The 26,075-nt window shown below is 69.5% G+C and carries 23 protein-coding genes; 9 read left to right on the top strand and 14 right to left on the bottom strand.

Annotated elements, in window-relative coordinates; genetic code table 11:
• Positions 1 to 197: 197 nt before the first annotated feature.
• The 3 genes from AC07N1_RS05590 to rimP all read right to left on the bottom strand — a co-directional run bounded on the left by AC07N1_RS05590 (position 198) and on the right by rimP (position 3,232).
• Positions 198 to 848, bottom strand: coding sequence for an RNA-binding protein (locus tag AC07N1_RS05590; RefSeq protein WP_110118431.1), 651 nt, complete (start codon positions 846 to 848; stop codon positions 198 to 200).
• 63 nt (positions 849 to 911) lie between these two features.
• Positions 912 to 2,603: a transcription termination factor NusA gene (nusA, locus tag AC07N1_RS05585; protein WP_494670902.1), complete on the bottom strand. Its 1,692-nt coding sequence runs from the start codon at positions 2,601 to 2,603 to the stop codon at positions 912 to 914.
• A 2-nt stretch (positions 2,604 to 2,605) separates the two neighbouring features.
• Positions 2,606 to 3,232 (bottom strand): ribosome maturation factor RimP, encoded by a 627-nt coding sequence (gene rimP / locus AC07N1_RS05580; RefSeq protein WP_494670901.1) that lies wholly within the window; start codon positions 3,230 to 3,232, stop codon positions 2,606 to 2,608.
• Between the two features lie 538 nt (positions 3,233 to 3,770).
• Between rimP and ppa the strand changes: the two genes are divergently transcribed.
• The 9 genes from ppa to trmB all read left to right on the top strand — a co-directional run bounded on the left by ppa (position 3,771) and on the right by trmB (position 12,445).
• Complete coding sequence (ppa, locus tag AC07N1_RS05575) at positions 3,771 to 4,304, top strand: inorganic diphosphatase (RefSeq protein ID WP_058347149.1); 534 nt, start codon at positions 3,771 to 3,773, stop codon at positions 4,302 to 4,304.
• Between the two features lie 140 nt (positions 4,305 to 4,444).
• Positions 4,445 to 5,797: a tRNA (N6-isopentenyl adenosine(37)-C2)-methylthiotransferase MiaB gene (gene miaB / locus AC07N1_RS05570; RefSeq protein ID WP_494670900.1), complete on the top strand. Its 1,353-nt coding sequence runs from the start codon at positions 4,445 to 4,447 to the stop codon at positions 5,795 to 5,797.
• Positions 5,794 to 6,741: a PhoH family protein gene (locus tag AC07N1_RS05565; protein WP_494670899.1), complete on the top strand. Its 948-nt coding sequence runs from the start codon at positions 5,794 to 5,796 to the stop codon at positions 6,739 to 6,741. Before miaB ends, AC07N1_RS05565 begins: the two co-directional genes overlap by 4 nt.
• An 11-nt stretch (positions 6,742 to 6,752) precedes the next feature.
• Positions 6,753 to 7,229 carry an rRNA maturation RNase YbeY gene (gene ybeY, locus AC07N1_RS05560; RefSeq protein ID WP_494670913.1) on the top strand — a complete coding sequence of 159 codons (477 nt, stop codon included), beginning with the start codon at positions 6,753 to 6,755 and terminating at the stop codon, positions 7,227 to 7,229.
• A 12-nt stretch (positions 7,230 to 7,241) separates the two neighbouring features.
• A complete protein-coding gene (locus tag AC07N1_RS05555) occupies positions 7,242 to 8,147 on the top strand; it encodes a hemolysin family protein (RefSeq protein ID WP_494670898.1) in 906 nt (301 codons plus the stop codon).
• Complete coding sequence (gene lnt, locus AC07N1_RS05550) at positions 8,144 to 9,745, top strand: apolipoprotein N-acyltransferase (protein WP_494670897.1); 1,602 nt, start codon at positions 8,144 to 8,146, stop codon at positions 9,743 to 9,745. Before AC07N1_RS05555 ends, lnt begins: the two co-directional genes overlap by 4 nt.
• 33 nt (positions 9,746 to 9,778) lie before the next feature.
• Complete coding sequence (locus tag AC07N1_RS05545) at positions 9,779 to 10,204, top strand: helix-turn-helix domain-containing protein (RefSeq protein ID WP_494670896.1); 426 nt, start codon at positions 9,779 to 9,781, stop codon at positions 10,202 to 10,204.
• 109 nt (positions 10,205 to 10,313) lie between these two features.
• Positions 10,314 to 11,537 carry a methionine adenosyltransferase gene (gene metK / locus AC07N1_RS05540; protein ID WP_494670895.1) on the top strand — a complete coding sequence of 408 codons (1,224 nt, stop codon included), beginning with the start codon at positions 10,314 to 10,316 and terminating at the stop codon, positions 11,535 to 11,537.
• Between the two features lie 227 nt (positions 11,538 to 11,764).
• Complete coding sequence (gene trmB / locus AC07N1_RS05535; protein ID WP_494670894.1) at positions 11,765 to 12,445, top strand: tRNA (guanosine(46)-N7)-methyltransferase TrmB; 681 nt, start codon at positions 11,765 to 11,767, stop codon at positions 12,443 to 12,445.
• Between the two features lie 78 nt (positions 12,446 to 12,523).
• Here the strand turns inward: trmB and AC07N1_RS05530 are convergent, their stop codons facing one another.
• The 11 genes from AC07N1_RS05530 to mutS form a co-directional block, all read right to left on the bottom strand.
• Positions 12,524 to 12,931 carry a Fur family transcriptional regulator gene (locus AC07N1_RS05530; RefSeq protein ID WP_494670893.1) on the bottom strand — a complete coding sequence of 136 codons (408 nt, stop codon included), beginning with the start codon at positions 12,929 to 12,931 and terminating at the stop codon, positions 12,524 to 12,526.
• Between the two features lie 47 nt (positions 12,932 to 12,978).
• Entirely contained in the window at positions 12,979 to 13,431 is a 453-nt protein-coding gene (locus AC07N1_RS05525) for a GNAT family N-acetyltransferase (protein WP_494670892.1), read from the bottom strand.
• On the bottom strand, positions 13,428 to 14,072 hold the full coding sequence (tsaB, locus tag AC07N1_RS05520; RefSeq protein WP_494670891.1) for a tRNA (adenosine(37)-N6)-threonylcarbamoyltransferase complex dimerization subunit type 1 TsaB: 645 nt from the start codon (positions 14,070 to 14,072) through the stop codon (positions 13,428 to 13,430). The genes AC07N1_RS05525 and tsaB overlap by 4 nt, the downstream gene beginning before the upstream one ends.
• A 2-nt stretch (positions 14,073 to 14,074) precedes the next feature.
• Complete coding sequence (locus tag AC07N1_RS05515; protein WP_494670890.1) at positions 14,075 to 14,734, bottom strand: DUF1131 family protein; 660 nt, start codon at positions 14,732 to 14,734, stop codon at positions 14,075 to 14,077.
• Positions 14,735 to 14,804: 70 nt separating this feature from the next.
• Positions 14,805 to 15,392 carry a malonic semialdehyde reductase gene (locus AC07N1_RS05510; protein WP_487291593.1) on the bottom strand — a complete coding sequence of 196 codons (588 nt, stop codon included), beginning with the start codon at positions 15,390 to 15,392 and terminating at the stop codon, positions 14,805 to 14,807.
• A 102-nt stretch (positions 15,393 to 15,494) separates the two neighbouring features.
• Positions 15,495 to 16,064, bottom strand: a complete 570-nt coding sequence (locus AC07N1_RS05505) for a NifU family protein (RefSeq protein WP_494670912.1) — start codon at positions 16,062 to 16,064, stop codon at positions 15,495 to 15,497.
• 186 nt (positions 16,065 to 16,250) lie between these two features.
• Positions 16,251 to 17,297 carry a tryptophan--tRNA ligase gene (gene trpS / locus AC07N1_RS05500; protein WP_494670889.1) on the bottom strand — a complete coding sequence of 349 codons (1,047 nt, stop codon included), beginning with the start codon at positions 17,295 to 17,297 and terminating at the stop codon, positions 16,251 to 16,253.
• Positions 17,298 to 17,580: 283 nt separating this feature from the next.
• The gene (murJ, locus tag AC07N1_RS05495; protein WP_494670888.1) at positions 17,581 to 19,218 is read right to left on the bottom strand and encodes a murein biosynthesis integral membrane protein MurJ; all 1,638 of its coding nucleotides are present in this window, start codon (positions 19,216 to 19,218) and stop codon (positions 17,581 to 17,583) included.
• A 91-nt stretch (positions 19,219 to 19,309) separates the two neighbouring features.
• The gene (locus tag AC07N1_RS05490) at positions 19,310 to 20,161 is read right to left on the bottom strand and encodes an alpha/beta hydrolase family protein (protein WP_494670887.1); all 852 of its coding nucleotides are present in this window, start codon (positions 20,159 to 20,161) and stop codon (positions 19,310 to 19,312) included.
• A 146-nt stretch (positions 20,162 to 20,307) separates the two neighbouring features.
• Positions 20,308 to 23,130: a [protein-PII] uridylyltransferase gene (locus AC07N1_RS05485; RefSeq protein WP_494670886.1), complete on the bottom strand. Its 2,823-nt coding sequence runs from the start codon at positions 23,128 to 23,130 to the stop codon at positions 20,308 to 20,310.
• 78 nt (positions 23,131 to 23,208) lie between these two features.
• Complete coding sequence (mutS, locus tag AC07N1_RS05480; RefSeq protein ID WP_494670885.1) at positions 23,209 to 25,911, bottom strand: DNA mismatch repair protein MutS; 2,703 nt, start codon at positions 25,909 to 25,911, stop codon at positions 23,209 to 23,211.
• Positions 25,912 to 26,075: the final 164 nt, after the last annotated feature.

Here is a 26,075-nt window from a genome sequence, read left to right as displayed (position 1 = left end):
TTGTACTTCCGCCGGGCGGGTTCCCGGCCCAAAAACCGTTCAATCCATACGAGAAAGGGGCCTGGACGTACCTCCAATAGGAAGCGCGTTTCCCGGCCCTTCGCTCAAGAGCGCGACGCCTTAGGCGGCTTGCTCCAACATTCAGGTTCTAGACCTTTCGCGTCGCCGGATGAAGTCATCCGAGGACGCATCGAAGCCTAGGGCTCCTCGTTCTGACGCACCACCCAGTCCGGCGGCATGAGAGGACGGAAGCCTGATAACCGCTCGACGTCCAAAGTCCAGCGATCCGTGCCTCGCCCCGTGAGGAGCGCCGTGTGTATCACATTCTCCCCGCCCAAGGCCAAACCCAATTCGTCGGATGTGAACATCCCGAGGATTCTGGGCGTGTTAGGCGCTTTGCGGGCGGCTGAAAACACCTTGCGGCGGCCGTCTTCGGCGCCATTGGCGGCTTCGATCAGCCAGGCGGTCTTGCCCGAGGCGAGGGCCGCCAGAACCTTTTCGTATCCGGAGATAATGCCGCCGGAGCGCCGTGCAAGCCCCAGCCCGTCCAGAACCCGCTTGGCCAGCAGCCGTTCCACCTGGTCGGGCAGATCGGCGGGCGCGGCGAGCTTGGTCTTGGCCGAGCGCGAGAAGGCGTTCTTCTTGACGGCCGCGGCGACGGACTCGCGATCGGACGCGACCCACATGCCCCGGCCCGGCAGCTTGCGGGCCACGTCGGGCACCACCACGCCGTCGGGACCGGCCACGAACCGCACCAGGCGCGCTTCGTCGACCGCCTCGCCCAGGACCACGTCCTTGCGCTGGCGGTTGGCTTCGGCGTGCGTCTTGGGGGCGGCCTGGTCGATCATGAAGTCCGCGACGGGATCCTGAAAGGAAGCGGCCCCTCCGAAGACCGGAGGGGCCGGGGTCTCTTACTGCTCTTCGGCGGCTTCTTCGGAGGCGGCCTCTTCGGCGGGGGCTTCTTCGCCTTCCGCCTCGATCTCGCCTTCGGCTTCAGCCTCGCCCTCGAGAGCCTCTTCTTCTTCGTATTCCGGCTCCGGCGGGGCCTCGACCCAGCCCATGACGATGCGGGCGCGCATGATCAGCGCTTCGGCGTCGTCAGGCGACAGGTTGAAGCTTTCGAGGATGCCCGGCTCGCGCACGCGCTCGCCGTTCTTGCTCTCGAACCAGCCGCGCATGTCGTCGGGCACCAGACCTGCCAGGTCTTCCACCGACTTCACGTCGCCTTCGCCCAGGGCCACGGCCATAGCCAGGGTGACGCCTTCGATGGCCAGCAGGTCATCCTCGACGCCCAGTTCGACGCGCTTGGCGTCGAGGGCGGCGGCTTCCTTCTCGAGGAACTCGCGGGCGCGGGCCTGCAGTTCTTCGGCCGTCTCCTCGTCGAAGCCCTCGATCGAGGCGACTTCGTGCGACTCGACATAGGCCACGTCTTCCACGGCGGTGAAGCCTTCGGTGACCAGCAGCTGGGCGATGACCTCGTCGACGTCCAGGGCTTCCTGGAACAGGGCGGTGGCCTCGGCGAACTGCTTCTGACGGCGCTCGCTCTCCTGGCTTTCCGTCATGATGTCGATCTGCCAGCCGGTCAGCTGCGAGGCCAGGCGGACGTTCTGGCCGCGACGGCCGATGGCCAGCGACAGCTGCTCGTCTGGCACCACGACTTCGACGCGCTCGTCTTCCTCGTCCATGACGACCTTGGAGACTTCGGCGGGCGCCAGGGCGTTGACGATGAAGGTGGCTTCATCTTCCGACCACTGGATGATGTCGATCTTCTCGCCCTGCAGCTCGGCGACCACCGCCTGCACGCGCGAACCGCGCATGCCGACGCAGGCGCCGACGGGGTCGATCGAGCTGTCGTTCGAGATGACGGCCATCTTGGCGCGCGAACCCGGGTCGCGGGCCACGGCGCGGATTTCGATCACGCCGTCGTAGACTTCCGGCACTTCCTGCGCGAACAGCTTGGCCATGAAGCCGCCGTGGGCGCGGCTCAGCATGATCTGCGGGCCCTTGGTCTCGCGACGGACGTCGTAGATGTAGGCGCGGATGCGGTCGCCGACGTTGAAGTTCTCGCGCGGGATCGACTGGTCGCGGCGCATGATGCCTTCGCCGCGGCCCAGGTCGACGATGACGTTGCCGTATTCGACGCGCTTGACGCTGCCGTTGACGATCTCGCCCGAGCGGTCCTTGTACTCTTCGTACTGGCGCTCGCGCTCGGCTTCGCGAACCTTGTGCATGACGACCTGGCGGGCCATCTGGGTCTGCACGCGGCCGATCTCGAACGGCGGCAGGGATTCTTCGTAGACCTTGCCGATCTCGGCGTCGCGCCAGGTGCGCTTGGCCGACGAGATCTGGACCTTGCCGATCTCGCCTTCCATCTCGTGATCGTCACCGACGACTTCGATGACGCGCTTCTGGGTGGTCTCACCGGTGCGCGGATCGATCTTGACGCGGATGTCGTGCTCGGCGCCGTAGCGGGCGCGAGCGGCCTTCTGCAGGGCCTCCTCGATCGCCTCGATGACGACTTCCTTCTCGATGCCCTTCTCGCGGGCGACCGCGTCGGCGATCTGCAGCAGTTCAAGCCGGTTGGCGGCGATGCCGATGGCCATGGTCAGTCCTCTTCACTTTCGGACAAATCGTTGTCGTTCTCGGCGCCCACGCGGGCGGCGCGCTGGTCGGCGCCCCGCTTCATCAGCTCGTCGGTCAGAACGAGCTTCGCGTCGACGATCCAGGCGAACGGGAAATAGACGGTGACGTCGTCCTCGCCCTCGATGTTGAGGCCGACCTGGTCGTCCTCGACACCGGCGAGTTCGCCCTTGAAGCGCTTGCGGCCCTCGGCCACGCGATCGAGCTCGATGCGCACTTCCAGACCGGCGTAGGTCTCGAAGTCCTTCAGGCGGGTCAGCGGGCGGTCGACGCCGGGGCTGGAGACTTCCAGGGTGTATTCGCCGGCGATCGGGTCGGCGGCGTCCATCAGCTCGGAGATGGCGCGGGACAGCTTGGCGCAGTCCTCGACGTTCATGTCGCCGCCGGTTCCATCTTCCTGGAGCGGACGTTCGGCCATGATCTGCAGGCGGCGCTGCTCGGCCCCGCCCATCAGGCGCAGGCGGACGATCTCGTAGCCGACGGTCTCGGCTATGGGATCGAGCATCTCGATCAGGTCCAGGTCTTCTCGCGTCTTGCCGCGCACGGTTCTCTTCTCAAATTCGCGGGCCGCCCGAGCCGACCAGAAAGCCAAGCTGGCGAGCGACCAAAGAAAAAGCGGCAGCCTTTCGGGCCGCCGCTCGAAAGCGCCATCTAGCGCTAACGGACGATGTAAGAGCTATATAGCGCGATAGGCGAGCGGGTGGAAGCCCCTCTAGCGGCGGCCTTCCCAAAGCAGATCGGCCAGGCTTTTCAGGCCGCCCCACGGACCGCACTGCTGGTCCAGGACCTCGCGCCTTTGACTCCACCGGACCTCCATGACGTCCACCCACGGATCCAGGCAGGCCGCGGCTTCCGCGGGCGCGGGCGACGGCGCGAACGTCGCGGGATCGTCCAGTACGGCCTCCAGCGCCAGGCCGGCGCGGCGCGGCGGCCAGAACGATCATGGTGAACCAAGCCGCCGCTGTTCTAACGGTCATTCGACACCCCGCCCGCAGATCCGAAATGCTTTCTGCGCCGCAAGAGGAAAGTCCAGCAAGCCCCCTCTTTCGCATCGCAACACTTGTGGCCTATACAGGCGGCCGCTTGAGGCCCGCCTCCCCGCGGGAGCCTTCCCACAACGAAGAGTGACTATGGACCTCTCCAAGATCGCCGTGGGCGTGAACCCGCCCTACGACCTGAACGCCGTCATCGAGATCCCGCAGGGCGGCGAGCCGGTGAAGTACGAGATCGACAAGGAAAGCGGCGCCCTGATGGTGGACCGCTTCCTGCACACGGCGATGTTCTACCCGGCCAACTACGGCTTCATCCCGCACACCCTCGCCGACGACGGCGACCCGGCCGACATCATGGTCGTGGGCCCGACCCCGGTGGTGCCCGGCGCGATCATCCGCTGCCGCCCGATCGGCGCCCTGATGATGGTCGACGAGGCCGGGTCTGACGAAAAGATCCTGGCCGTGCCGGTCGACAAGTTGCACCCGTTCTACACGGGCGTGAACAGCTGGCGCGACCTGCCGACCATCCTGACCGAGCAGATCGCCCACTTCTTCCAGCACTACAAGGACCTGGAAAAGGGCAAGTCGACCAAGATCACCGGCTGGGCCGATCCGGACGAGACCGCCGAACTGATCCGCGCGGCGATCAAGCGCCACGACGAAAACTACTGATCTCTACGAGATCGACGAACCACGGCGCCGGGGACCTCTCCGGCGCCGTTTTCTTTTGGGGCTTCTTCGGTGGCTTCAGGCGCGCGGTGTGACCTTGGCGACCTTGCGCGCGGGGCCGCTCGACCCCATAACCTCGCCGGATGAGCGAGACCCCGCAAAAGCGCCTCTATATCAAGACCTACGGCTGTCAGATGAACGTCTACGACAGCGAGCGCATGACCGACGTCCTGCGTCCGCTGGGCTATGGCGTTGTCGATGATCCGGAGGGCGCGGATCTCGTCGTGCTCAACACCTGCCACATTCGCGAGAAGGCCACCGAGAAGGTCTATTCGGAGCTTGGCCAGATCAAGCTGATGAAGGACCGCAAGGCCCAGGCCGGCGGCAAGATGACCATCGCCGTGGCCGGCTGCGTCGCCCAGGCCGAAGGCCAGGAGATCATGACCCGCCAGCGGGCGGTGGATCTGGTGGTCGGGCCGCAGGCCTATCACCAGCTGCCCGAGCTGATCGCCCGCGCCCACCGGGCCTCGGGCGAAAGGCTCGCCGCCGACTTCGCGGCCGACGAGAAGTTCGACGCCCTGCCGGCCGAGCGCAAGGTCGACGGCGTCACCGCGTTCCTCACCGTGCAGGAAGGCTGCGACAAGTTCTGCACCTTCTGCGTGGTGCCCTACACCCGCGGCGGCGAGTGGTCGCGGCCGCCCGAGGCCATCGAGGACGAGGCCAAGCGCTTGGCCGACCAGGGCGTGCGCGAGGTCACCCTGCTGGGCCAGAACGTCAACGCCTATGACGGCGGCGGCCTGACCCTGGCCAAGCTGGTCCGGCGCCTGGCCAAGATCCCCGGCCTGGACCGCATCCGCTACACCACCAGCCACCCGCGCGACATGGGCGACGACCTGATCGAGGCCCACGGCGAACTGCCGCAGCTGATGCCCTATCTGCACCTGCCGGTGCAGGCCGGGTCGGACAAGATCCTCAAGGCCATGAACCGCGACCACACGGCCGAGAGCTATGTGAAGCTGATCGAGCGCATCCGCGCCGCCCGGCCCGACATCGCCATGAGCGGCGACTTCATCGTCGGCTTCCCCGGCGAGCGCGACGGCGACTTCGAGAAGACCCTCGACCTCGTCCGCGAAGTCGGCTTCGCCAGCGCCTTCTCGTTCAAGTACTCGCGCCGCCCCGGCACGCCGGCCTCGGCCATGCCCGGCCAGGTCGACGACGCCGTGAAGTCCGAGCGCCTGGACCGCCTGAACCAGCTGCTCGACGAGCAGCAGCGGGCCTTCAACGCCAGCCAGGTCGGCAAGACCCTGCCGGTGCTGTTCGAGAAGGCCGGCCGCCACCCCGGCCAGATCGTCGGCCGCAGCCCCTATCTGCAAGCCGTCCACGCTTCGGGCGGGGAGCATCTGATCGGGACGATCGTTCCCGTCCGTATCGAGAGCGCCGCCAAGATGAGCCTGGCCGGCGTGCTCGCCAACGAACCTGTTCTGGAGACCGCGTGAGCCGCACGCCCGAGTTCCTGCCGCTTTCCGACGACGCCGTCGTCGCCGTCACCGGCCCGTCCGGCCGCCACGCCGCCCTGATCGAGGACGCCTTCAAGGTCCTGCTCGAAACCCCGGGCGGCGGGATCAAGATCACCGGCGACGTCAAGGGCCGCTCGTCGGCCAAGCGCGCCCTGATCGCCCTGGCCGAGCGCGCCGACGCCGGTCATGAGGTGGTCGAGGCCGACATCCGCGTGGCCGTGGGCGAAGCCCAGAGCGCCGGCGGCCAGGCCTCGCCGCGCGCCGTGCGCCGCGGCGCCGTCTCGCCCAAGACCAAGAACCAGGCCCGCTACATGGAGTCGATGACCCGGCATCCGCTGGTCTTCGGCCTGGGCCCCGCCGGCACCGGCAAGACCTTCCTGGCCGTCGCCCAGGGCGCGGGCATGCTGCTGCGCGGCGAGGTCGACCGCCTGATCGTCACCCGGCCGGCCGTCGAGGCCGGCGAGAAGCTCGGGTTCCTGCCGGGCGACCTGAACGAGAAGGTCGATCCCTACATGGCCCCGGTCTGGGAGGCCCTGACCGACATCATGGGCGCCGAGCAGCTGCGCCGCCGCCGCGACAAGGGCGAGATCGAGGTCGCCCCGATCGCCTTCATGCGCGGCCGCACGCTGGCGCATGCGTTCGTCATCGTCGACGAGGCCCAGAACTGCTCGCGCCTGCAGATGAAGATGGTGCTGACCCGCCTGGGCGAAGGCGCCCGCATGGTGGTCACCGGCGACCCGACCCAGATCGACCTTTTGAACCCCCGCGATTCCGGCCTGGCTCACGCCGTCTCGATCCTGGAAGGGGTCGAGGGCGTGGACGTGGCCCGCTTCACCGCGACCGACGTCGTGCGCCACCCGCTGGTGGAGCGCATCGTCAAGGCCTACGACGCCGACGCGGCCCTGCTGGCGACTCCCCGATGATCACCGTCGATATCGAAATCGAAGACGAGGCCTGGACCCAGGCCGAGCCCGAAGCCGAGGCCCTGGTCTGGCGCGCCGCCCAGGCCGTGCTCGACGCCCACGAGGACATCGAGGGCAAGGGCATCGTCATCCTGCTGGCCGACGACGACAGCGTCCAGGCGCTGAACCGCGACTTCCGCCAGAAGGACTACGCCACCAACGTGCTGTCCTTCCCCGCGCCCCGGGACCCGGCGGCCAATCCGGAAGGCCAGATCGGCGACATCGCCCTGGCCTACGGCGTCTGCGCCCGCGAGGCGGCCGAGCAGGGCAAGCCCCTGGCCCACCACCTGCAACATCTTGTGGCGCACGGGGTGCTGCATCTTTTAGGATACGACCACGAGGGCGACGACGAGGCCGAGGCCATGGAAGCGCTCGAACGCGAGATCCTGGCGGGACTGGACGTTCCCGATCCTTACGCCGACGATGCGTCGGCGACCGACGAGGGGTAGACACCTAAAGGCATGCCCGACGACGACCAGAGTTCCACGCCCGCCGGCCCGGCTCGACTTAGCCGAGGCCTGCGGGCGTTCTTCCGCAAGCTCCGTCGCGGCGGCGCGCCAGCCGAGCCCGCGCGCCCGATCGATCCCGACACGCCCCCCGCCCCCGACCTCGTCGACCAGGCCGAGGCCTTCAAGACCCTGAAGGTCGGCGACGTCATGACCCCCCGGCCCGACGTGGTCGCGGTCGAGGTCGAGACCCCCTTCGCCGTGGTCGTGGCCCAGTTCGTCGAGGCCGGCCATTCGCGCATGCCGATCTATCGCGAAGCTCTCGACGCGCCGATCGGCGTGGTCCACGTCAAGGACGTCTTCCGCCTGCTGGCCGACGGCGACCTGCGGCCCGAGCCCGAGGACCGCGTCCTCGAACAGTTGCGCCGCGACATGCTGCTGGTGCCCGCCTCGATGCGGGCGGCCGACCTGCTGCTGAAGATGCGCACCAAGCGCATCCACCTGGCCATGGTCATCGATGAATTCGGCGGCGTCGACGGCCTCGTCACCATGGAAGACCTGATCGAGTCGGTGGTCGGCGACATCGACGACGAGCACGACGACGCCGCGAGCGTCAGCGTCGTCGTCAACGACGACGGCGCGCTGGAGACCGAAGGCCGCACGCCGCTCGAAGACCTGGAGGCGATGGTCGGCGAGACCCTGGCCCCGCCCGAGCACGAGGAAGAGGTCGACACCGTCGGCGGCCTGGTCGCCGCCCTGGCCGGCCAGGTGCCCGAGCAGGGCGAGGTGGTGCGCCACCCGGCCGGCTTCGACCTGGAGGTGCTGGAGGCCGACGCCCGGCGCGTGCTGCGCGTACGCGTGCGCCGCGCCGAGGAAACCGCCGAAGCCGACGCCCCGCTCGACGCGGTGGACGTCACTTGAAGCTTTCCGTGCTGACCAGGCGCTCTGCATGGCGCGACCGCGTCCTGGCGCTGGTCGCGGGCCTCTGCGCGGCCCTGGCTCATCCGCCGTTCGGGATCCTGCCCGGCCTGCTGGGCTACGCCCTGCTGCTGTGGCTGCTGGACGGGATCGACGGACCCCGGCCGCTGCGCTCGGCCTTCCTGCGCGGCTGGCTGGCGGGCCTGGCCTATTTCGGCCTCGGCACCTGGTGGATCGGCGAGGCCTTCATGGTCGACGCCGCCAACCAGGGCTGGATGGCGCCCTTCGCGGTGGCCGCCATGGCCGCGGGCCTGGCCCTGTTCTGGGGCTTGGCCGCCCTGCTCTATCGCCGCTTCCGCCCCGCCGGCGCGGTGCGCGTGCTGGCCTTCGCCGCGGCCCTGTCGGCGCTGGAGTGGGTGCGCGGCCACGTGCTGACCGGCTTTCCGTGGAACCTGCCGGGTGAGACCTGGCGGGCCGGCTCGGCCCCGTCCCAGGCCGCGGCCCTGATCGGCGCCTACGGCCTGACCTTCGTGACCCTGGCGATCGCCGCCGCCCCGGCCGTCTGGCGCCAGGGCCGTTCGGGCCGGATCGCGCTCGGCGTGGCCGCCGCGGCCTTGGTCGGCCTCTATGCCCACGGCGCCTGGCGGCTGCTGAACGCTCTGGAGTTTACCGCCTCCGCCGTCGCCCCTCGCGTGCGCATCGTCCAGGCCAACGTCCAGCAGGCCGCCAAGTGGGACGCCGCCAGCTTCCAGGCGATCGTCCGCGACTATGTGACGCTCACCGCCCAGCCCTATGCCGACGGCAGGCCGGCCGAGGTGGTGGTCTGGCCGGAAGGCGCCCTGCCCGCCGCCATCGACGACTACCTGGCCCCCGGGACCTGGGTGCGCCAGGCGATCACCGACGCCCTGCAGCCGGGCCAGCTGCTGCTGATCGGCGGCTATCGCTACGAGGGTTCGGCCGAGCACCCGACCTACTACAACAGCCTGGTGGCCCTGCGCCGCGATGCGGGCGGCCTGTCGGTGGTCGGGATCTACGACAAGCACCGGCTGGTGCCGTTCGGCGAGTACCTGCCGGCCGAGGGCCTGCTGACCGCCATCGGCGTCAAGAGCATGGCCCACCTGGGCGACGGCTTCGCCATCGGCCCGCGCCCCGCCCCGCTGGCGATCGCGCCTGGCCTGAAGATCCAGCCGCTGATCTGCTACGAGAGCCTGTTCCCGGGCCTGGCCCGCCCCGATCCCGCCGTGCGGGCGCTGGTCAACGTCTCCAACGACGCCTGGTTCGGGGTCACCTCCGGTCCGTTGCAGCACCTGAACCTGGCCAGCTATCGCGCCATCGAGGCCGGCCGGCCGATGATCCGCGCCACGCCGACGGGGGTCTCGGCCATGATCGACGCCCAGGGACGGGTGGTCGGCGGCCAGCGCCTGGACCTCGGCGCGCGCGGCGTGATCGACGCCAACCTTCCCGCGATCGGCCGCGACACCTTCGCGCCCAGGGTAGTGGACTGGCCGCTCGCGGCGTTCATTCTCGCGTCGGTGGCGATCTGTATCGGAAGTTCGCATAACCGCGTCCGCAAGTTTGCCGACGTGAAAGATATGGGCTGAACTAAAACCGCAATCTCAGGTCTATGCCTAAGCATGACCGTCGCCATCGAATCCCCCACCGAAATCGAGCGCTCGCCCAATCCCGTGGACCTCCACGTGGGCGCCCGCATCCGCATGCGCCGCAAGATCCTGGGCGTCAGCCAGGAGAAGCTCGCCGAGAGCCTGGGCCTGACCTTCCAGCAGGTGCAGAAGTACGAGCGGGGCGCCAACCGCGTCAGCGCCAGCAAGCTCTACGAGATCGCCCGCAGCCTTCAGGCCCCCGTGGCCTACTTCTTCGAAGGCCTGGCCGATCCGTCCGAGCCCGGCGACGGCGAGGCCCGCAACGACCTGCAGGTTCACGAGTTCCTGATGACCCCCGAGGGTCTGGAGCTGGCCGGCCTGTTCCCCAAGCTCACCAAGGCTCCCGTTCGCCGCCGGCTGCTGGACCTGGTGCGCTCGATGGCCGACGAAGAGCTCTGACGTCCGTCAGGCTCGGCTTGCGGATATAAACTTATCTTTATATGTTCCGCGGGAATGTTCGCGAGGCTGTCGCCCCGTGGGCGCAGGTCCTTAGCCGGAGCGTTTCCACTTGAGCCGTTCGTCCTACATCTTCACGAGTGAAAGCGTTTCCGAGGGCCACCCCGACAAGGTGGCCGACCGGATCAGCGACACCGTCGTCGACGCCTTCCTGAGCGCCGACTCCGAAGCCCGCGTCGCCTGCGAGACCCTGGTCACCACCAACCGCATCGTCCTGGCGGGCGAGGTTCGCGCCGGCAAGCCGGGCGGCGACAAGGCCGCCAACAAGCAGCTGACCAAGGACATCATCAAGTCCCTGGAGCCGAAGGTCCGCGCGGCGATCAAGGACATCGGCTACGAGCAGAAGGGCTTCCACTGGGAGAAGGCCAAGTACGCCTGCTACCTGCACGGCCAGTCGGCGCACATCGCCCAGGGCGTTGACGCCACCGACAAGAAGGACGAAGGCGCCGGCGACCAGGGCATCATGTTCGGCTACGCCAGCACCGAGACCCCGGAGCTGATGCCGGCGACCCTGCAGTACAGCCACAACATCCTAAAGCGCCTGGCCGAGCTGCGCCACTCGGGCGAGCTGTCGGAGCTCGAGCCCGACGCCAAGAGCCAGGTGACCCTGGAATACGACGGCAACGGCGTGCCGCAGCGCGTCGTCTCGATCGTCGTGTCGCACCAGCACAAGAAGAAGATCGACGGCAAGGCCCCGACCTCCAAGCGCGTGCTGGACCTGATCCGCCCGCACATCCTGCCGATCTTCCCGGAAGGCCTGATCACCAAGAAGACCCAGTGGCTGATCAACCCGACCGGCCGCTTCGAGATCGGCGGTCCGGACGGCGACGCCGGCGTCACCGGCCGCAAGATCATCGTCGACACCTACGGCGGCGCGGCCCCGCACGGCGGCGGCGCCTTCTCGGGCAAGGACCCGACCAAGGTCGACCGTTCGGCCGCCTACGCCTGCCGCTACCTGGCCAAGAACGTGGTCGCCGCCGGCCTGGCCGAGCGCTGCACCATCCAGATCGCCTACGCCATCGGCGTGGCCCAGCCGGTCTCGTTCCACGTCGACCTGCACGGCACCGGCAAGGTGGATCCGACGGTCCTGGAAAAGATCCTGCCGCAGCTGATCGGCGGCGCCACCCCGCGCTCGATCCGCGAGCACCTGCAGCTGAACCGTCCGATCTACGCCCGCACCGCCGCCTACGGCCACTTCGGCCGCACGCCGGACAACGAAGGCGGCTTCTCGTGGGAGAAGACCGACCTGGTGTCGGAGCTGAAGGGCCTGGCGTAAGCCTTTCCTTTCTTCGGAATTGACGAGCGGGCCCCGATCGCAGGATCGGGGCCCGTTTCGTTTTCGGGCTCCTTGGGTCCTTCGAGGCTCGCCTTGCGGCTCGCACCTCAGGATGAGGATCTCACTGCGCTGACTTCCTCATCATGAGGCGCCCGCGCAGCGGGCCTCGAAGGACGCACCGCCGCGACGCTGGCCTCACGCCCTCATCACCGCTAAAGACCCGCCCCATGACCAATCCCCAACAGCCCCACGGGCCGCTGCGCTCGTTCGGCCGACTGAAGTCGCGGCCGGTGAAGCCGCGCCAGCAGGCGCTGCTCGACAGCCTGCTGCCGACCATCAGCGTGCCGCACGAGGCCTTCCAGCCCCGCGACCTGATGCCTGACGCCAAGGAAGTCTGGCTGGAGATCGGCTTCGGCGGCGGCGAGCACATGGCCGCCCAGGCCGGCCGTCGGCCCGACGTGCTGGTGATCGGCGCCGAGCCCTTCGTCAACGGCGTGGCCAGCGCCGTCCGCCATGTCGAGGAGCAGGCCCTGAACAACGTCCGCATCCACGAGGGCGACGCCCGCGACGTGGTCGGCTGGCTGTCCGACGCCTCGATCGACCGCCTCTTCGTGATGTTCCCTGACCCCTGGCACAAGGCCCGGCACAACAAACGCCGGATCATCCAGCCGGAGTTCGTGGCCGAGCTGGCCCGCGTGCTGAAACCGGGCGCGGCCTTCCGCTTCGCCACCGATTGGGCCGACTACGCCGAGTGGACGATCGAGCGGGTGCAGGCCAGCCCCGCCTTCCGCTTCGCGGACGAGGGCGCCGACCGCCAGGCCATCCCGGCCGACCACGTCACCACCCGCTACGAGGAAAAGAAGCTGGGCGACTGCGCCCCGGTGTTCCTCGACTTCGTGCGGGTCTGAGAAACAAACGGACCTGAAAACGAAGAAGGGGCGCGGATCGGATCCGCGCCCCTTCTTTTTCGTCCGATCGGAACCCGATCACTCCTCGAACGGCACGCCGTACAGTTCGAGCCGGTGATCGATCAGCTTGTAGCCGAGCTTCCTGGCGATGGCGTGCTGCAGGGCCTCGATCTCCTCGTCCACGAACTCGACGACCTTGCCGGTCTTCATGTCGATCAGGTGGTCGTGGTGATGGGTCGGGGTCTCTTCGTAGCGCGACCGGCCGTCACGGAAATCGTGGCGCTCGATGATGCCGCTTTCCTCGAACAGGCGGACGGTCCGGTAGACCGTGGCGATCGAAATGTGCGGGTCGATGGCGTGGGCGCGGCGGTGCAGCTCCTCGACGTCGGGGTGGTCGTCAGCCGACGACAACACACGGGCGATGACACGACGCTGGTCGGTCATGCGCATGCCTTTTTCGATGCAGAGCTTTTCGAGGCGGTCCAAGGCGCAATCTCCGTCGGGGGATTCGCCGCACAATAGGCAATCGGTCCTTAAGTGTTAAGCGCCCGCCGCATCACGACGGCGTCCTTGGCGCCGTCCGGGTGGGGATAATAGCCCTTCCTGAGACCCACTTGCGAAAAGCCCGTGGCCTTGTAGAGGCCGATCGCCCCCACATTGTCGGCCGCGACCTCGAGAAAGAGGTCGAAGGCCCTCGCCTCGGTCGCGATCCCGGCGGCCATCTCGACCAGGGCCGCGCCCCAGCCGCGACGGCGGGCGGCGGGATCGACGGCGATAGTCAGGATCTCGGCCTCGCCGGCGATCGCCCGGCACAGGATGAAGCCGCGCGGCGCTTCGGGTTCGCCGGAACCGCCCAATACGGCGAAGACCCCGGGCGAGTTGAACAGCTCTTCGAACTCGGTCGGGCTCCAGGGGCGGTCAAAGGCCTTTTCGTGCAGGTCCGCCAAGTCCCAGCACGCTTCCAGTCCGACGGGGCGCAGGTTCATGCGGCGGGCATCATGGCGTAGGGGGCGCGCAGATAGAGCGGCCGGGGCGAATGGGTCGGCGCCGGCCGGGCGGCGGCCAGGCGGGCGATGGCGACGGGGTCGGCGGACGCCGGGGTCAGGACGGTCGCTTCGGGCAGCACGCCCTCCAGCAGCGGCGCGCCTGAGCCCACCAGGGTCGCCGGGCCGCCCGAATAGAGCTCGGCCAGGCGGGCGGTCGCCGCGCCCAGGTCCAGGGCGTCCGGGGCCATCAGCGCCGCGGCACCGTCGAAGACCTGCAGATAGACCTGGCCCATCTTGGCGTCGAGGACGGCGGCGACGAAGCCCTTGGCCTCGGACGAGGCCGCCAGGGCCTCCAGGCTGTTGACCCCCACGCAGGGGATCGACAGCGCCTGGGCCAGGCCCTTGGCGAAGGACAGGCCCACGCGCAGGCCGGTGAACGAGCCGGGACCGACGGTGACGGCGATGCGGTCGAGCTGGGAAAAGGCGACGCCGGCCTCGGCGGCGACTTCCTTGGCCAGGGGCGCGATGCGCTCCTGGTGGCCGCGGGTCATCGGCTCGGTGCGGGCGGCCAGGACGCGGCCGTCCTCGATCACGGCGACCGAGGCGGCCGCCAGGCAGGTGTCGACGGAAAGGACGCGCAAGATCAGGCGGCCCCGACCTGGGCGGTTTCGGCCGGACGCCAGACGAATTCGTTGAGCTGGGCCTTGGCCTTCAGGGTCTTTTCGTCCGGCACGCCGCCCTTGGTCCAGCCGGGCACGCCGAAGACGTAGGACACGGTCGGCGCCTCGGGGCGCACGCAGACCACCGCATTGACCGTGCGGCCCTCGCCGGCGCGGCACTGGTCGACGGTGAAGCCCAGGGCTTCCCACTTGGCCAGCAGGCTCTCGCCCTTGGGGCCGCGCACGTCGCCGGCCGCCAGGCGGATCTCGGAAATGCCGCCGTCGGCGCCCTTGCCGATCTCCAGCAGCGGGACCTGGTCCTGCTCGACGACGATGATGGGTCCGGGCGGGCCTTCGCCGACATGGATGAAGGCGCTCTTGACCTGCGCCTTCGGGAACAGGGCCGCGATGGTCGGTTGGTCAAAGGCGGTGGCGGCGGTGATCGGCCCCACGCCCGCGACGCCCACCTGCAGCGGTCCGCCGACATAGGGGGTGATCTTCACGGCGACGGGACCGTCGGCCGGCTTGCCCGCTTCCTGCCCGGCCTGTGGGGCTGGGGCGGATTTGGCGGGGGTCTTTTCGGCGGGACCGCAGGCGGCCAGCAGGGCCAGCGGGGCGGCGAGGAGCGCGAGACGAAGGGTCATGACGTGGTTCTAACGCCGAAGCGCGAAAATCGCACGCCATCGTGCGATTTTCGCGCCCTGGGTCACACGATCAGACGATCGAGGCGGCTTCTTCGAAGTCCAGGCGCGGGCTGCGCGGGAACAGGTTCTCGTCGGTGCCGTAGCCGATCGAGGCGATGAAGTTGGACTTGATGTTGGTGCCCTCGAAGAAGGCCGCGTCGACGCCGGCGTTGTCGAAGCCCGACATCGCCCCGACGTCCAGGCCCAGAGCCCGGGCGGCAAGGATGAAATAGCCGCCCTGCAGCGAGCTGTTGCGGAACGCGCCCCATTCCTTGGCCACGGGGTCGCCGAACCAGTTCTTGGCGCCCGGCGCGTGCGGGAACAGCTTGTCGAGGGTCTCGGGGAAATCGAGGTCGTAGCCGACGATCACGGTGACCGGGGCCTGGCGGATCTTCGGACCGTTGGAGCCCGACGACAGGGCCGCCAGCTTTTCCTTGGCTTCCGGGCTGGTCACGAAGACGAAGCGGGCCGGGGTCGAGTTGGCGGCGGTCGGGCCGAACTTCACCAGGTCGTACAGTTCACGCAGCACCGCTTCGGGCACGGGGTCGGACTTCCAGCCGTTGCGCGTGCGCGCCTCGGTGAACAGTTGGGCCAGGGCGGCGGTGTCGAGCTTGGACATCAAGCGATCCTCATAGGAAGCCATAATAGCAACTTATAGAGTTACAGTATGGTGTTCCCAGCGGATCACGGCAAGGCCGGCAATGCGCGCCGGGACCGAAAATCAGAGCGTCTGCTCGACCCGGGTCACTTCCGGCACATAGTGCTTGAGCATGTTCTCGACGCCCGACTTCAGCGTGGCCGAAGACGACGGGCAGCCCGAGCAGGCGCCGCGCATGTGCAGCCAGACCACGCCCGTGGCCGGCTCGAACTTGCTGAACACGATGTCGCCGCCGTCCTGGGCCACGGCCGGACGGATGCGGGTGTCGAGCAGTTCCTTGATCTCGGAGACGATCTGGGCCGCCTCCTCGTCATAGACGCCGTCGTCGTCGTGGCCGCTCTCGACCTGGTCCAGCAGCAGCGGGCGGCCGCTGGTGAAGTGGTCCATGATGGCCGCCAGGATCGGCGCCTTCAGGTGCGGCCACTGGGCGTCCTCGCCCTTGGTGACGGTCAGGAAGTCCGGACCGAAGAACACCCGCGTCACATCGCCCAGGCGGAACAGGGCGTCGGCCAGCGGCGAGGCCTCGCCTTCCTCGGGGGTGCGGAACTCCCGGGCGCCGTCCACCAGAACCTCGCGGCCGGGCAGGAACTTCAGGACCTCGGGATTGGGCGTGGTTTCGGTCTGAATGAACATGCGGAACATGTGGCGCTTGCGAGGGCGAAGGGCAAGGCCCGAGAAAAACCTCTCCCATAGGGAGAGGGAGGGGCCCGCCGCGCAGCGGTGGGAGGGTGAGGGGTTACGCCCTCACCTTTGTAACCCCTCATCCTCCCACGCCTGCGGCGCGGGCCCCTCCTTCTCCCCATGGGAGAAGGTGAAGTTCTAAGCCCCCCAGAAGCCGACCAGCTTCTTGACCTCGGCCACCGTCGGGGCGGCGACCTCGCGGGCCTTTTCGGCGCCGGCGGCCAGGATGCGGTCGAGCTCGCCCTTGTCGGACAGCAGGCCGCGCATCTTCTCGCCCACCGGGGCCAGCTTCTCGACCGCCAGCTCGGCCAGGGCCGGCTTGAAGGCGCCGAAGCCCTTGCCGGCGTAGTCGGCCAGCACATCGGCCTTGGTCCGGCCAGACAGGGCGGCGAAGATGCCGACCAGGTTGTCGGCCTCGGCGCGGGTCGCCAGCTCTTCCAGGCTCTCGGGAAGCGGCTCGGGGTCGGTGCGGGCCTTCTTGATCTTGCCGGCGATGGCGTCGGCGTCGTCGGTCAGGTTGATGCGGCTGTAGTCCGACGGATCGGACTTGCTCATCTTGGCCGAACCGTCGCGCAGGCTCATGACACGCGCGCCCGGACCCTGGATCAGCGGCTCGGGCTGCGGGAAGAAGGCCGGCGCGCCGGCGGGCAGGCCGAAGTCGTGGTTGAACTTGCCGGCGATGTCGCGGGTCAGCTCCAGGTGCTGCTTCTGATCCTCGCCGACCGGCACGTGGGTGGCCTTGTAGATCAGGATGTCGGCGGCCTGCAGCACCGGGTAGGTGTAGAGACCCACGCTGGCCCGTTGCTTATCCTTGCCGCTCTTCTCCTTGAACTGGGTCATGCGGTCGAGCCAGCCCAGGCGGGCGACGCACTGGAAGATCCAGGACAGCTCGGCGTGCTCGGGCACGGCCGACTGCGGGAAGATGGTGGCCTTGGCCGGGTCGAGGCCGGCGGCCAGATAGGCCGCGGCGATCTCGCGGGTCTGGTCGGCCAGGGCCGCCGGCTCCTGCCAGACGGTGACGGCGTGCAGGTCGGCGACGAAGATGAAGGTGTCGATCTCGTGCTGCAGGCGGGCGAACTTCACCAGCGCGCCGAGATAGTTGCCCAGGTGCAGGGCGCCCGAGGGTTGGACGCCGGACAGCACGCGGGACGGACCCGTGTAAACGACGGGAGCTTGATCGGTCATGGCTTCAGCCTTGGATGTCGGAAACGGGCGATATGGCGGCGCGCACGCAGGCGCAGGCCGCATCCGGGAATGCGGCGGTCGGGTTCAGAGCCAGTTGCGCCATCGGGGCGCGTGGGAACCGTTGAAAGCCATGCAAGGCTGGTTAGCTGGCCGGGAGCCCTAGAGCAAGCCTCCCCACATCCGAGCGTCCCCGCGAAGACGGGGGTCCAAGCCGAATTTCCGCCGTAGCGCCGCAAGCTCAGCTTGGGTCCCCGCCTTCGCGGGGAAGGACGGAGATCCTAGTTCAAGCCTTGCCCCGCCGCAGGACGGCCTTCAGCTCGCTGGGCTTGACCCCGCCGAACAGGAACAGCAGTGGCGGATAGAGGGCCGCGCCGGCGAGGCACGTCAGGGCCAGGGCGAACTCCTTGGCGCCGATGGCGTGGCCGGTGAGGCCAAGGCCGCGCAGCGGGGCCTCGATCAGTTCGCGCCAGTGCGAGGCGGCGGCCAGCAGCAGGGCCATGCCCAGGCTGGCGGCCAGGATCCGCGCCAGCCGCGACCAGGTGTCGAGCGAGGGGCCGTATTCCTTCTTGCGCCACAGGCCGAAGGCCATCTGGCCGACATTGAGCCACGAGGCCACGGCGGTGGCGGCGGCGATGCCCTTCACCCCCATCAGCCGGAACAGGATCAGGCCCAGGCCGATGTTGACCGCCACCGAGATCAGGGCGAACCGCATCGGGCTCTTGGTGTCGCCGCGCGCGAAGAAGGCCCGCGAATAGAGCTGCTGCAGCACGAAGGCCGGGGTGCCCAGGCCGTAGAAGAACAGGGCCGCCGCCGTCTGACTGGCGTCGAAGGCGGTGAACTCGCCGCGGGTGTAGAGGCCGTCCGACAGGAAGCCCGGCATGGCCGACAGGGCGGCGGCGGCCGGCAGGGTCAGGGCCATGGCCAGGGCGATCGCCTGGTCCATCGCCCCTTGCGCGTCCTCGCGGTCGCCCGAATGCACGGCCCGCGACAGGCGCGGCAGCAAGGCCACGCCGATGGCCACGCCCACCAGGCCCAGCGGCAGCTGGTACAGGCGGTCGGCGGTGGCCAGCCAGGTGCGTCCGCCGGCCACGTGGCTGGCCAGGGCGCCGGAGATGAAGATGTTGACCTGGGTGGCGCTGGCCGCCAAGGCGCCGGGAATGGCCTTGCCGATCAGCTCGCGCACTTCCGGCGTCAGGCGCGGCAGCCGCCAGTGGACCTTCGCCCCCGACTTGTTGACGCCCCAGGTCAGCAGCGCGGCCTGCGCCACGCCCGCCACAACGACACCGGCCGAACCCCAGGTGGCGGCCGAGACCGCCGTGGTCTGGGGCAGGATGAAAGCCAGGGTGAAGATGTTCAGCAGGATCGGCGCGCCGGCCGACAGGATGAAGCGGTCGCGGGCGTTCAGCACCCCCGACAGGTGGGCCACGATCGCCATGCACGGCAGGTAGGGCATGGTGATCTGGGTCAGCAGCACCGCCAGCTTGTACTTGTCGGTGCCCCAGCCGAAACCCGGGCTGATCAGCATCATCAGCCACGGCATGGCCAGCTGGCAGATGACGGTGATGATGATGGTCGAGGCCGCCAGGGTGGCCATGGCGTCGGCCGCCAGGATGTCGGCCTTCTCCTCGCCGTCGCGCTGCAGCGACTTGGCGTAGGCCGGCACGAAGGCCGCCGCGAAGGCGCCCTCGGCGAAGAACCGGCGGAAGAGGTTCGGGAAGGCCAGGGCGGCGTTGTAGGCGTCGGCCGCCGGGGTGGCGCTGGCGCCCATCCGGTAGGAGACGGCCAGGTCCCGCGCGAAGCCCATGAACCGGCTGACCAGGGTCAGGCCGGAATAGATCGCCGACGACCTGAACAGTCCTCCGCCCTTCTTGGCGGCGGGAGCGGGCGTCGGTTCGGGCGCGGCGGCGGGAGTGTCGGTCACGTCCGGCTTCTGGGCGCTGAGCGAACAGGCGTCAAGCTACGGCGCGGAGGCTGCATCGAGGTTTCACCGGAACTGCACCAAAGCCCCCGTCTCAGAACGGCGTCAGCGTAACATGAGCCGGCAAGGACACGCGCGCCATGCCGCCGTCGGCCGCCACCTTGGCGTTGATCGCGGTCAGGATCATGGCCAGGGTCGCCGCGTCGGGACCATGGCCGGCGCCGTGGACGGCGAACATCGCGCCCGGCCGGCGAGCGGCCACCGCCGCGGCCCGCAGGGCCTGGCCCTGGGCGAAGGGGACCATGTCGTCGGCGTCGCCGTGGATCAGGAAATAGGGCTCGTCCAGCTTCGCCACGGCGGCCTTGTTGTCGTAGCGATCGATCAGCAGCGGCCGGGCGATCGCCGGCGCCATGGCATGCAGGCTCGAAAACGTGCCGATGGTGACCAGAGCGTCCAGCGTCTGGCGACCGGCCAGGCCGAAGGCGACGCCGCCGCCGAGGCTGTGGCCGACCACGATCAGCTTGCCCGCGCCGGCCGTCTGGCGCGCCCGGGCGTAGAAAGCGTCGGCGTCGGCCGCCAGGCCCTTCTCCGACGCCCGGCCCGGATTGCCGCTGTATTCGCGATACTCAGCCGCCACCACCCCGTAGCCCTCGGCGATCAGCGGGGAAAGCCAGTCGATGCTGTCCGACGCGGCCGAGCCGTTACCGTGGAAGAACAGGAAGGTCGGCATGCCCGGCTTGGGCGCGACCTCGATACCCTTCAGCATCAGGCCATCGGCCGCCGTCACGGTGATGAAGGCCGAGCCCTCCGGCAGGCCCGATAGGCTCAGCGGCGCGGTGGGAGCGGGATAGACCCTCTGATGCACCTGACCGAAAGCGGCGACGCCCGCGCCCAGGACCGCCGCGACGAGCGCCAGGAGGATCGCGAGACGCCAGCGATGGGTCATGTCCGGCGCCTTCTTCTGTCGCGCGCGCCGGAAAGCCGGCATGCGCTCAAGCTAGGACGCGACAAACCCCTACGCCAAGTTGAATCGCGTCACCCCTTTTGGAGCGCGTCAGGCGGCGAAACCGCTCACACTTTCGCCTGACGCGCTCAGCGCGCCACGCTGGCCCGCGCCCGCTTCAGGCCCGGACGGGTGCTGGGCGCGCCGGCTTCGTTCTGCTCCAGGGCCGCCAGCAGGTCGGCCTTGAGGGTCGAGATCTTGCGGCTGTCGCCCAGCTTCCCACCCTCGGCGGTCTGGACGTAGAAGGCGTCGACCGCCCGCTCGCCATAGCCGTCGATGTGGGCCGACTGGATGGACAGGCCGTTGTCGGCCAGGGTGCGGGCCAGGGCCTGCAGCAGGCCGGGCCGGTCGCGGCCCGAGGCCTCGACGACGGTGGCCTCGTTCGACGCCTCGTTGTCGACCACCACGGTCGGGGCGATGGCGAAGGCGGCGGTGCGGGCCAGCTCGGCGCCGCGACGGGCCTCGACGCTGACGCCCTCGCCGCGGCCGGCGGCTTCCAGGGCGTCGGCCAGGCGGCGCAGGGCGCGCGGGTTCTCGCAGCCGAGCGGGGCGCCGGTGACGTCCTGCACGTAGAACACGTCCAGCGCCTGGCCCTGGCGGGAGGTGAAGACCCGCGCCCCGACGACGTTGCCGCCCAGGGACGAGATGGCCAGGGCGAGGTCGGCGAACAGGCCGCGACGGTCCTTGGCGGCGATGACGATCTCGGCGGCGTTGGAGCCCGAAGCGACCCGACCCTCGGCGGCGGCTCCGCCCTGGATGGCGGCCCGGCGGGCAAGCGCGGCGTGGTCGAGCAGGTCCTGCGAGCCGAAGGCGCCGAAATAGGCGTCCTCCATGGCCGCGGCCCAGCCCTTTGCGGCCGGATCGGCGGCGACCAGCGTCTCGCGCGCACCGGCGGCGGCGGCTTCCTGGTGGCGCTGGACGTGGACGGCCGCGTCGCTGCCGCGCCCGCCGCGGAACACCGCCTCGGTGGCGTTGTAGAGCTCGCGCAGCAGCTGGCCCTTCCAGCCGTTCCATACCCCCGGACCCACGGCCCGGATGTCGGCGACGGTGATGACCAGCAGCAGGCGCAGGCGCTCGGGGTTCTCGACGATGCGGGCGAAGGCGGCGACCGTGCCGGGATCCGACACGTCGCGCTTCTGGGCGAAGTCGCTCATCACGAGATGGTTCTCGACCAGCCAGGCGACCAGCTCGACCTTGCTGCGCTCGACGCCCAGGCGCTCGCAGGCGCTGCGGGCCGATCGGGCCCCGGCCTTCTCCTGGCCGCCCACGCCGCCCTTGCCCGTGTCGTGCAGCAGCATGGCCAGGAACAGGGCCTCGCGGTCCTCGATCAGCGGCATGATCGACACCGCCAGCGGATGGTCTTCCGACAGGCGGCCTGCGGCCATGTCGCCGATCAGGCCGACGGCCCGCAGGGTGTGCTCGTCCACCGTGTACGAGTGGTACATGTTGAACTGCATCTGGGCGACGACCCGGCCGAACTCCGGGATGAAGCGGCCCAGCACGCCGGCGTCGTTCATCAGGGTCAGGGTGCGGTAGCTGCGCTTGCCCCGCGCCAGCAGGTCGAGGAAGGCCTGGGTGGCGTGCGGGTCGCGGCGGACCTTCGAGGTGATGAGGCCCAGATTGCGGGTCACCGCCGTGAAGGCGTCGGGGTGCAGATCAAGGTCGCGCTCGTCGGCGATCTTGAACAGGCGGATCAGGTTGACCGGATCGCGCTCGAAAACCTCAGGCCCCTCGATGTTCAGCCGGCCGCCGTCCTCGTAGAAGCCCGGCGCGTCCAGGGCCTTGCGCTTGGGCTTGCCGCCCGGAAGGAAGCGCGAGATGCCCTTGGGCTCGTTCTTGAAGTGCTCGGCTTCCAGCTTGGCCGAGAAGGCGCGGGTCAGGGCCCCAACCTCCTTGGCGATCAGGAAGTAGCGGCGCATGAAGCGCTCGACCGCCGGGGCGTCGCCCCGGTCGCCATAGCCCATGCGGCGGGCGATCTCGGGCTGCAGGTCGAAGGTCAGGCGCTCTTCGGGCCGGCCGGTCGTGAAGTGCAGGTGGGCGCGCACCGCATGCAAAAAGTCGAAGGCGCGGATGAAGGCCTTGGTCTCGCGGCTGGAGAACAGCTCCAGCTTGAAGACGTCCTCGGGCTTGTCGACCGGATGCAGATATTCGGCGATCCACACCAGGGTGTGCAGGTCGCGCAGCCCGCCCTTCCCTTCCTTGACGTTGGGCTCGACCATGTAGCGGCTGGCGCCGGCGCGGGCCTGGCGGTCGTCGCGCTCCTTGAGCTTGGCGGCCACGAACTGCTGGCCGGTGCCCTTCATGACCTCGTCGCGGAAGCGCCTCTTGAGGTCGGCCGCCAGGCGCTCGTCGCCGGTCAGCCGCCGCGCCTCGAGGATCGAGGTGCGGATCGTGAAGTCCTCCTTCGACAGGCGGACGCATTCCTCGATCGTGCGCGAGGCGTGGCCGACCTTGAAGCCCAGGTCCCACAGCGCATAGAGCATGTACTCGATCACGCTCTCGACGTGCGGCGTCTGCTTGTAGGGCCGCAGGAACAGGAGATCGATGTCGCTGAACGGCGCCAGGGTGGCGCGGCCGTAGCCGCCCACGGCCAGCAGCGCCAGGCGCTCGCCCTCCGTCGGGTTGCGGGCCCGGAACACGTGCACCGTCGTGAAGTCGTAGAGGGCGGTGATCACCTCGTCGGTGACGCCGCTGAGCAGGCGGGCGGTCTCGACCCCGCTGGCGCCGTTCTCCAGCCGCTCCTTGGCGATCATCCGGCCGCGGAACAGGGCCTGCTTGAGGATCTCGATGGCCCGGGCGCGCTGGGCGGCCTCGTCGCCGATGGCGTCCAGAGCGGCGGCCGACAGGCGCGCGCGCAGGGCGTGGCCGTCGACGACATGTTCCAGGGGCGTTGGGCGAAGGCGACGGGGCATGGCGGTTATATGGTTACCCCAACGAGACGGCCAAAGCAGCCGCCGTGAGCGGCCGCCGCCATGCTCCTATGATTGATCTCAAGCCTTGAGCAGACCCTTAAGACGATAAAGCGCCTCCAGGGCCTCGCGCGGGCTCATGCCGTCGACATCGAGGTCCTTGAGGGCCGCATCGACGACACTGGGCGCCGAAACGGCAGGCGCCGCCATGACCGGGGCCGAGGCCGCGAACAGCGGCAGGTCGTCGAGCTTGGCCGGTGATTCGGTCTTGCTCTCCAGGCGGTCGAGCACCTCCTTGGCGCGGGCCACCACCTGCGGCGGCACCCCGGCCAGCTTGGCCACCTGCACGCCGTAGGAGCGGTCGGCCGGGCCGTCGGCCGCCTCGTGCAGGAAGACGAGGTCGCCGTTCCACTCCTTGGCCCGCAGGCTGAGGTTGGAGACGTACGCCATCCGCTCCTCCAGCGTCGCCAGCTCGTGATAGTGCGTGGCGAACAGGGCGCGGCAGCGGTTGGTGTCGTGCAGCGACTCCGCGCAGGCCCAGGCGATGGCCAGGCCGTCATAGGTGGCGGTGCCCCGGCCGATCTCGTCGAGGATCACCAGGCTTCGCGGCGTGGCCTGGGTCAGGATGGCGGCGGTCTCGACCATCTCCATCATGAAGGTCGAGCGGCCCCGGGCCAGGTCGTCGCCCGCGCCGACGCGGCTGAACAGCCGGTCGACCACGCCCAGCCGGAAGCTCTTGGCCGGCACGTAGCAGCCCGACTGCGCCAGGATCGCCAGCAGGGCGTTCTGGCGCAGGAAGGTCGACTTACCGGCCATGTTCGGGCCGGTGACGATGGAAAGACGCGCAGCGACCTCGCCGGCGGCGTCCAGCCGGCAGTCGTTGGGGGTGTAGGGGTCGCCGGCGCGGCGCACGGCGGCCTCGACCACCGGATGGCGGGCGGCCTTGGCCTCGAAGGCCAGCGACTTGTCGACCACCGGGCGCACGGCCCCGGCGTCCTCGGCCCATTCGGCCAGGGCGGCGGCGACGTCGAGGCGGGCCAGGGCCTCGGCGGCGGCCTGGATCGGGGCTGCCAGGGCGGCGGCCTCGGCGCGCCAGTCCTCGAAGGCGGCCACTTCCATGGCCAGGGCGCGCTCGGCGGCCTGGGCGATGCGGGCGTCGAGATCGGCCAGCTCCACCGTGGTGAAGCGCACCTGGTTGGCCAGGGTCTGGCGGTGGATGAAGGTGGCGTTCAGCGGCGGCTGGAACAGCGGATCGGCCTTGCCGGCCGTGGCCTCGACGAAATAGCCGAGCACGCCGTTGTGACGGATCTTCAGCGGGACGCCCGCCTCCTGGATCAGCCGCTGCTCCAGCGCGGCCACGACGCGGCGGCTGTCGTCGCGCAGGGAGCGGGCCTGGTCGAGCTCGGGACGCACGCCGGGGGCCACGAAGCCGCCGTCGCGGGCCAGGGCCGGCAGGTCGGGGCCGAGGCCGGCTTCGAGAGTGCTCAGAAGCTGCGAGATCCCCTGGTGCAGCGACGGCGTCAGGGCCGCGAGCGCGCCCTCCAGCTCGACCGGCGGCGGCGACAGCGGGTCGCCCGAGCCGCCGACCATGCCGGCCAGCTTCTCGCCGGTCTTCAGGCCGTCGCGCAGGCAAGCCAGGTCGCGCGGACCACCGCGGCCCAGCGCCAGGCGAGCCAGGCCTCGGGCCATGTCGCCCGCGCCCTTCAGCTGCTCGCGCAGGCGTTCGCGAAGGCCGCGGTGATCGACGAACCACTCGACGGCGTCCAGGCGCTGGTCGATGGCGGCCGGGTCGAGCAGCGGCCGCGCGAGGCGCGCGGCCAGCATGCGTGCGCCGCCGGCGCTGACCGTGCGGTCGATGACCGCCAGCAGCGAACCGTTGCGGTCGCCGCCCTGGGTGCGGTCGATCTCCAGGCTGGAGCGGGTGGCCGGGTCGATCGACATGACGTCGGCCTCGGCCGCGCGGCGCGGCGCGCGCAGGGCCGGCAGCTTGCCGGCCTGGGTCATCTCCAGGTGCGCGGCGATCAGGCCCAGAGCGCCGACTTCGGCGGGGGAAAGTCCGCCGAAACCGTCCAGGGTGTCGACGCCGTAGAGGCGCTTGACCCGGGTCTCCGAGGCCTGGGGCTCCGACAGGGCCGAGGGCATGGGCTGGATCAGCCCGCCGCAGATCTTCAGGGTCTGGGCCAGGTGATCGTCGGCCAGCAGGCGGTCGGCGACCAGGGTCTCGGACGGCGACAGGGCCGCCAGCAGCGGGCCGACCCCGTCCTTGCCGGTCGAGAAGCACTCGACCTCGCCGGTGGAGAGCTCGACGGACGCCACGGCGGCCTGGCCGGCGCGGATGGCCACGGCCGCCAGGCGGTTGGCGCCCCGGGCGTCCAGCAGGCCGTCCTCGGTCAGGGTGCCCGGCGTGACGACGCGCACGATGTCGCGGCGGACCACCGACTTGGAGCCGCGCTTCTTGGCCTCAGCCGGGTCTTCCATCTGCTCGCAGACGGCGACCTTGAAGCCCATGCGGATCAGCTTGGACACATAGGCCTCGGCCGCGTGGTGCGGCACGCCGGCCATCGGGATCGGCTGGCCGTTGTGGTTGCCCCGGAAGGTCTGCGAGATGCCCAGAGCCGCCGCCGCGCGGATCGCGTCGTCGAAGAACAGCTCGTAGAAATCGCCCATGCGGAAGAACAGCAGCGCGTCGGGCTGCCGGGTCTTCATGTCGAAAAACTGCTGCATCACCGGCGTGGCGCCGGTCGGATCGAGCGTTTGCGTGGGCGGAGAAACCGGGGCGTTCATCCGACCGGAAACTACAGAGCGTCGCGGTTTTCGTTAAGGGGTGCGACGGGGGTTTTTCGGTGTGCGAGACGAACAAGCAACTTGCAGAAAATGCAAATTGCTCCGGCGACGCCCCGGACAGGATTGGGGATGATTGCCCGAGCCGGTCCCCCTCCCTAAGCTTC

The organism is Caulobacter sp. GW821-FHT09B11 (assembly GCF_059418205.1).
The sequence above is the reverse complement of the archived record's forward strand: the minus strand, read 5'-3'. Positions and strand labels throughout refer to the sequence as shown.

What these genes read in the sequence shown, in the direction of transcription:
- trpS (WP_494670889.1), bottom strand. Translation starts at nt 17,297, where the DNA reads ATGACCGATCAAGCTCCCGTCGTTTACACGGGTCCGTCCCGCGTGCTG.
- AC07N1_RS05485 (WP_494670886.1), bottom strand. Translation starts at nt 23,130, where the DNA reads ATGCCCCGTCGCCTTCGCCCAACGCCCCTGGAACATGTCGTCGACGGC.
- AC07N1_RS05515 (WP_494670890.1), bottom strand. Translation starts at nt 14,734, where the DNA reads ATGACCCTTCGTCTCGCGCTCCTCGCCGCCCCGCTGGCCCTGCTGGCC.
- trmB (WP_494670894.1), top strand. Translation starts at nt 11,765, where the DNA reads ATGACCAATCCCCAACAGCCCCACGGGCCGCTGCGCTCGTTCGGCCGA.
- nusA (WP_494670902.1), bottom strand. Translation starts at nt 2,603, where the DNA reads ATGGCCATCGGCATCGCCGCCAACCGGCTTGAACTGCTGCAGATCGCC.
- mutS (WP_494670885.1), bottom strand. Translation starts at nt 25,911, where the DNA reads ATGAACGCCCCGGTTTCTCCGCCCACGCAAACGCTCGATCCGACCGGC.
- AC07N1_RS05590 (WP_110118431.1), bottom strand. Translation starts at nt 848, where the DNA reads ATGATCGACCAGGCCGCCCCCAAGACGCACGCCGAAGCCAACCGCCAG.
- AC07N1_RS05555 (WP_494670898.1), top strand. Translation starts at nt 7,242, where the DNA reads ATGCCCGACGACGACCAGAGTTCCACGCCCGCCGGCCCGGCTCGACTT.
- AC07N1_RS05525 (WP_494670892.1), bottom strand. Translation starts at nt 13,431, where the DNA reads ATGAACCTGCGCCCCGTCGGACTGGAAGCGTGCTGGGACTTGGCGGAC.
- AC07N1_RS05490 (WP_494670887.1), bottom strand. Translation starts at nt 20,161, where the DNA reads ATGACCCATCGCTGGCGTCTCGCGATCCTCCTGGCGCTCGTCGCGGCG.
- AC07N1_RS05505 (WP_494670912.1), bottom strand. Translation starts at nt 16,064, where the DNA reads ATGTTCATTCAGACCGAAACCACGCCCAATCCCGAGGTCCTGAAGTTC.
- ppa (WP_058347149.1), top strand. Translation starts at nt 3,771, where the DNA reads ATGGACCTCTCCAAGATCGCCGTGGGCGTGAACCCGCCCTACGACCTG.
- miaB (WP_494670900.1), top strand. Translation starts at nt 4,445, where the DNA reads ATGAGCGAGACCCCGCAAAAGCGCCTCTATATCAAGACCTACGGCTGT.
- AC07N1_RS05510 (WP_487291593.1), bottom strand. Translation starts at nt 15,392, where the DNA reads ATGTCCAAGCTCGACACCGCCGCCCTGGCCCAACTGTTCACCGAGGCG.
- AC07N1_RS05545 (WP_494670896.1), top strand. Translation starts at nt 9,779, where the DNA reads ATGACCGTCGCCATCGAATCCCCCACCGAAATCGAGCGCTCGCCCAAT.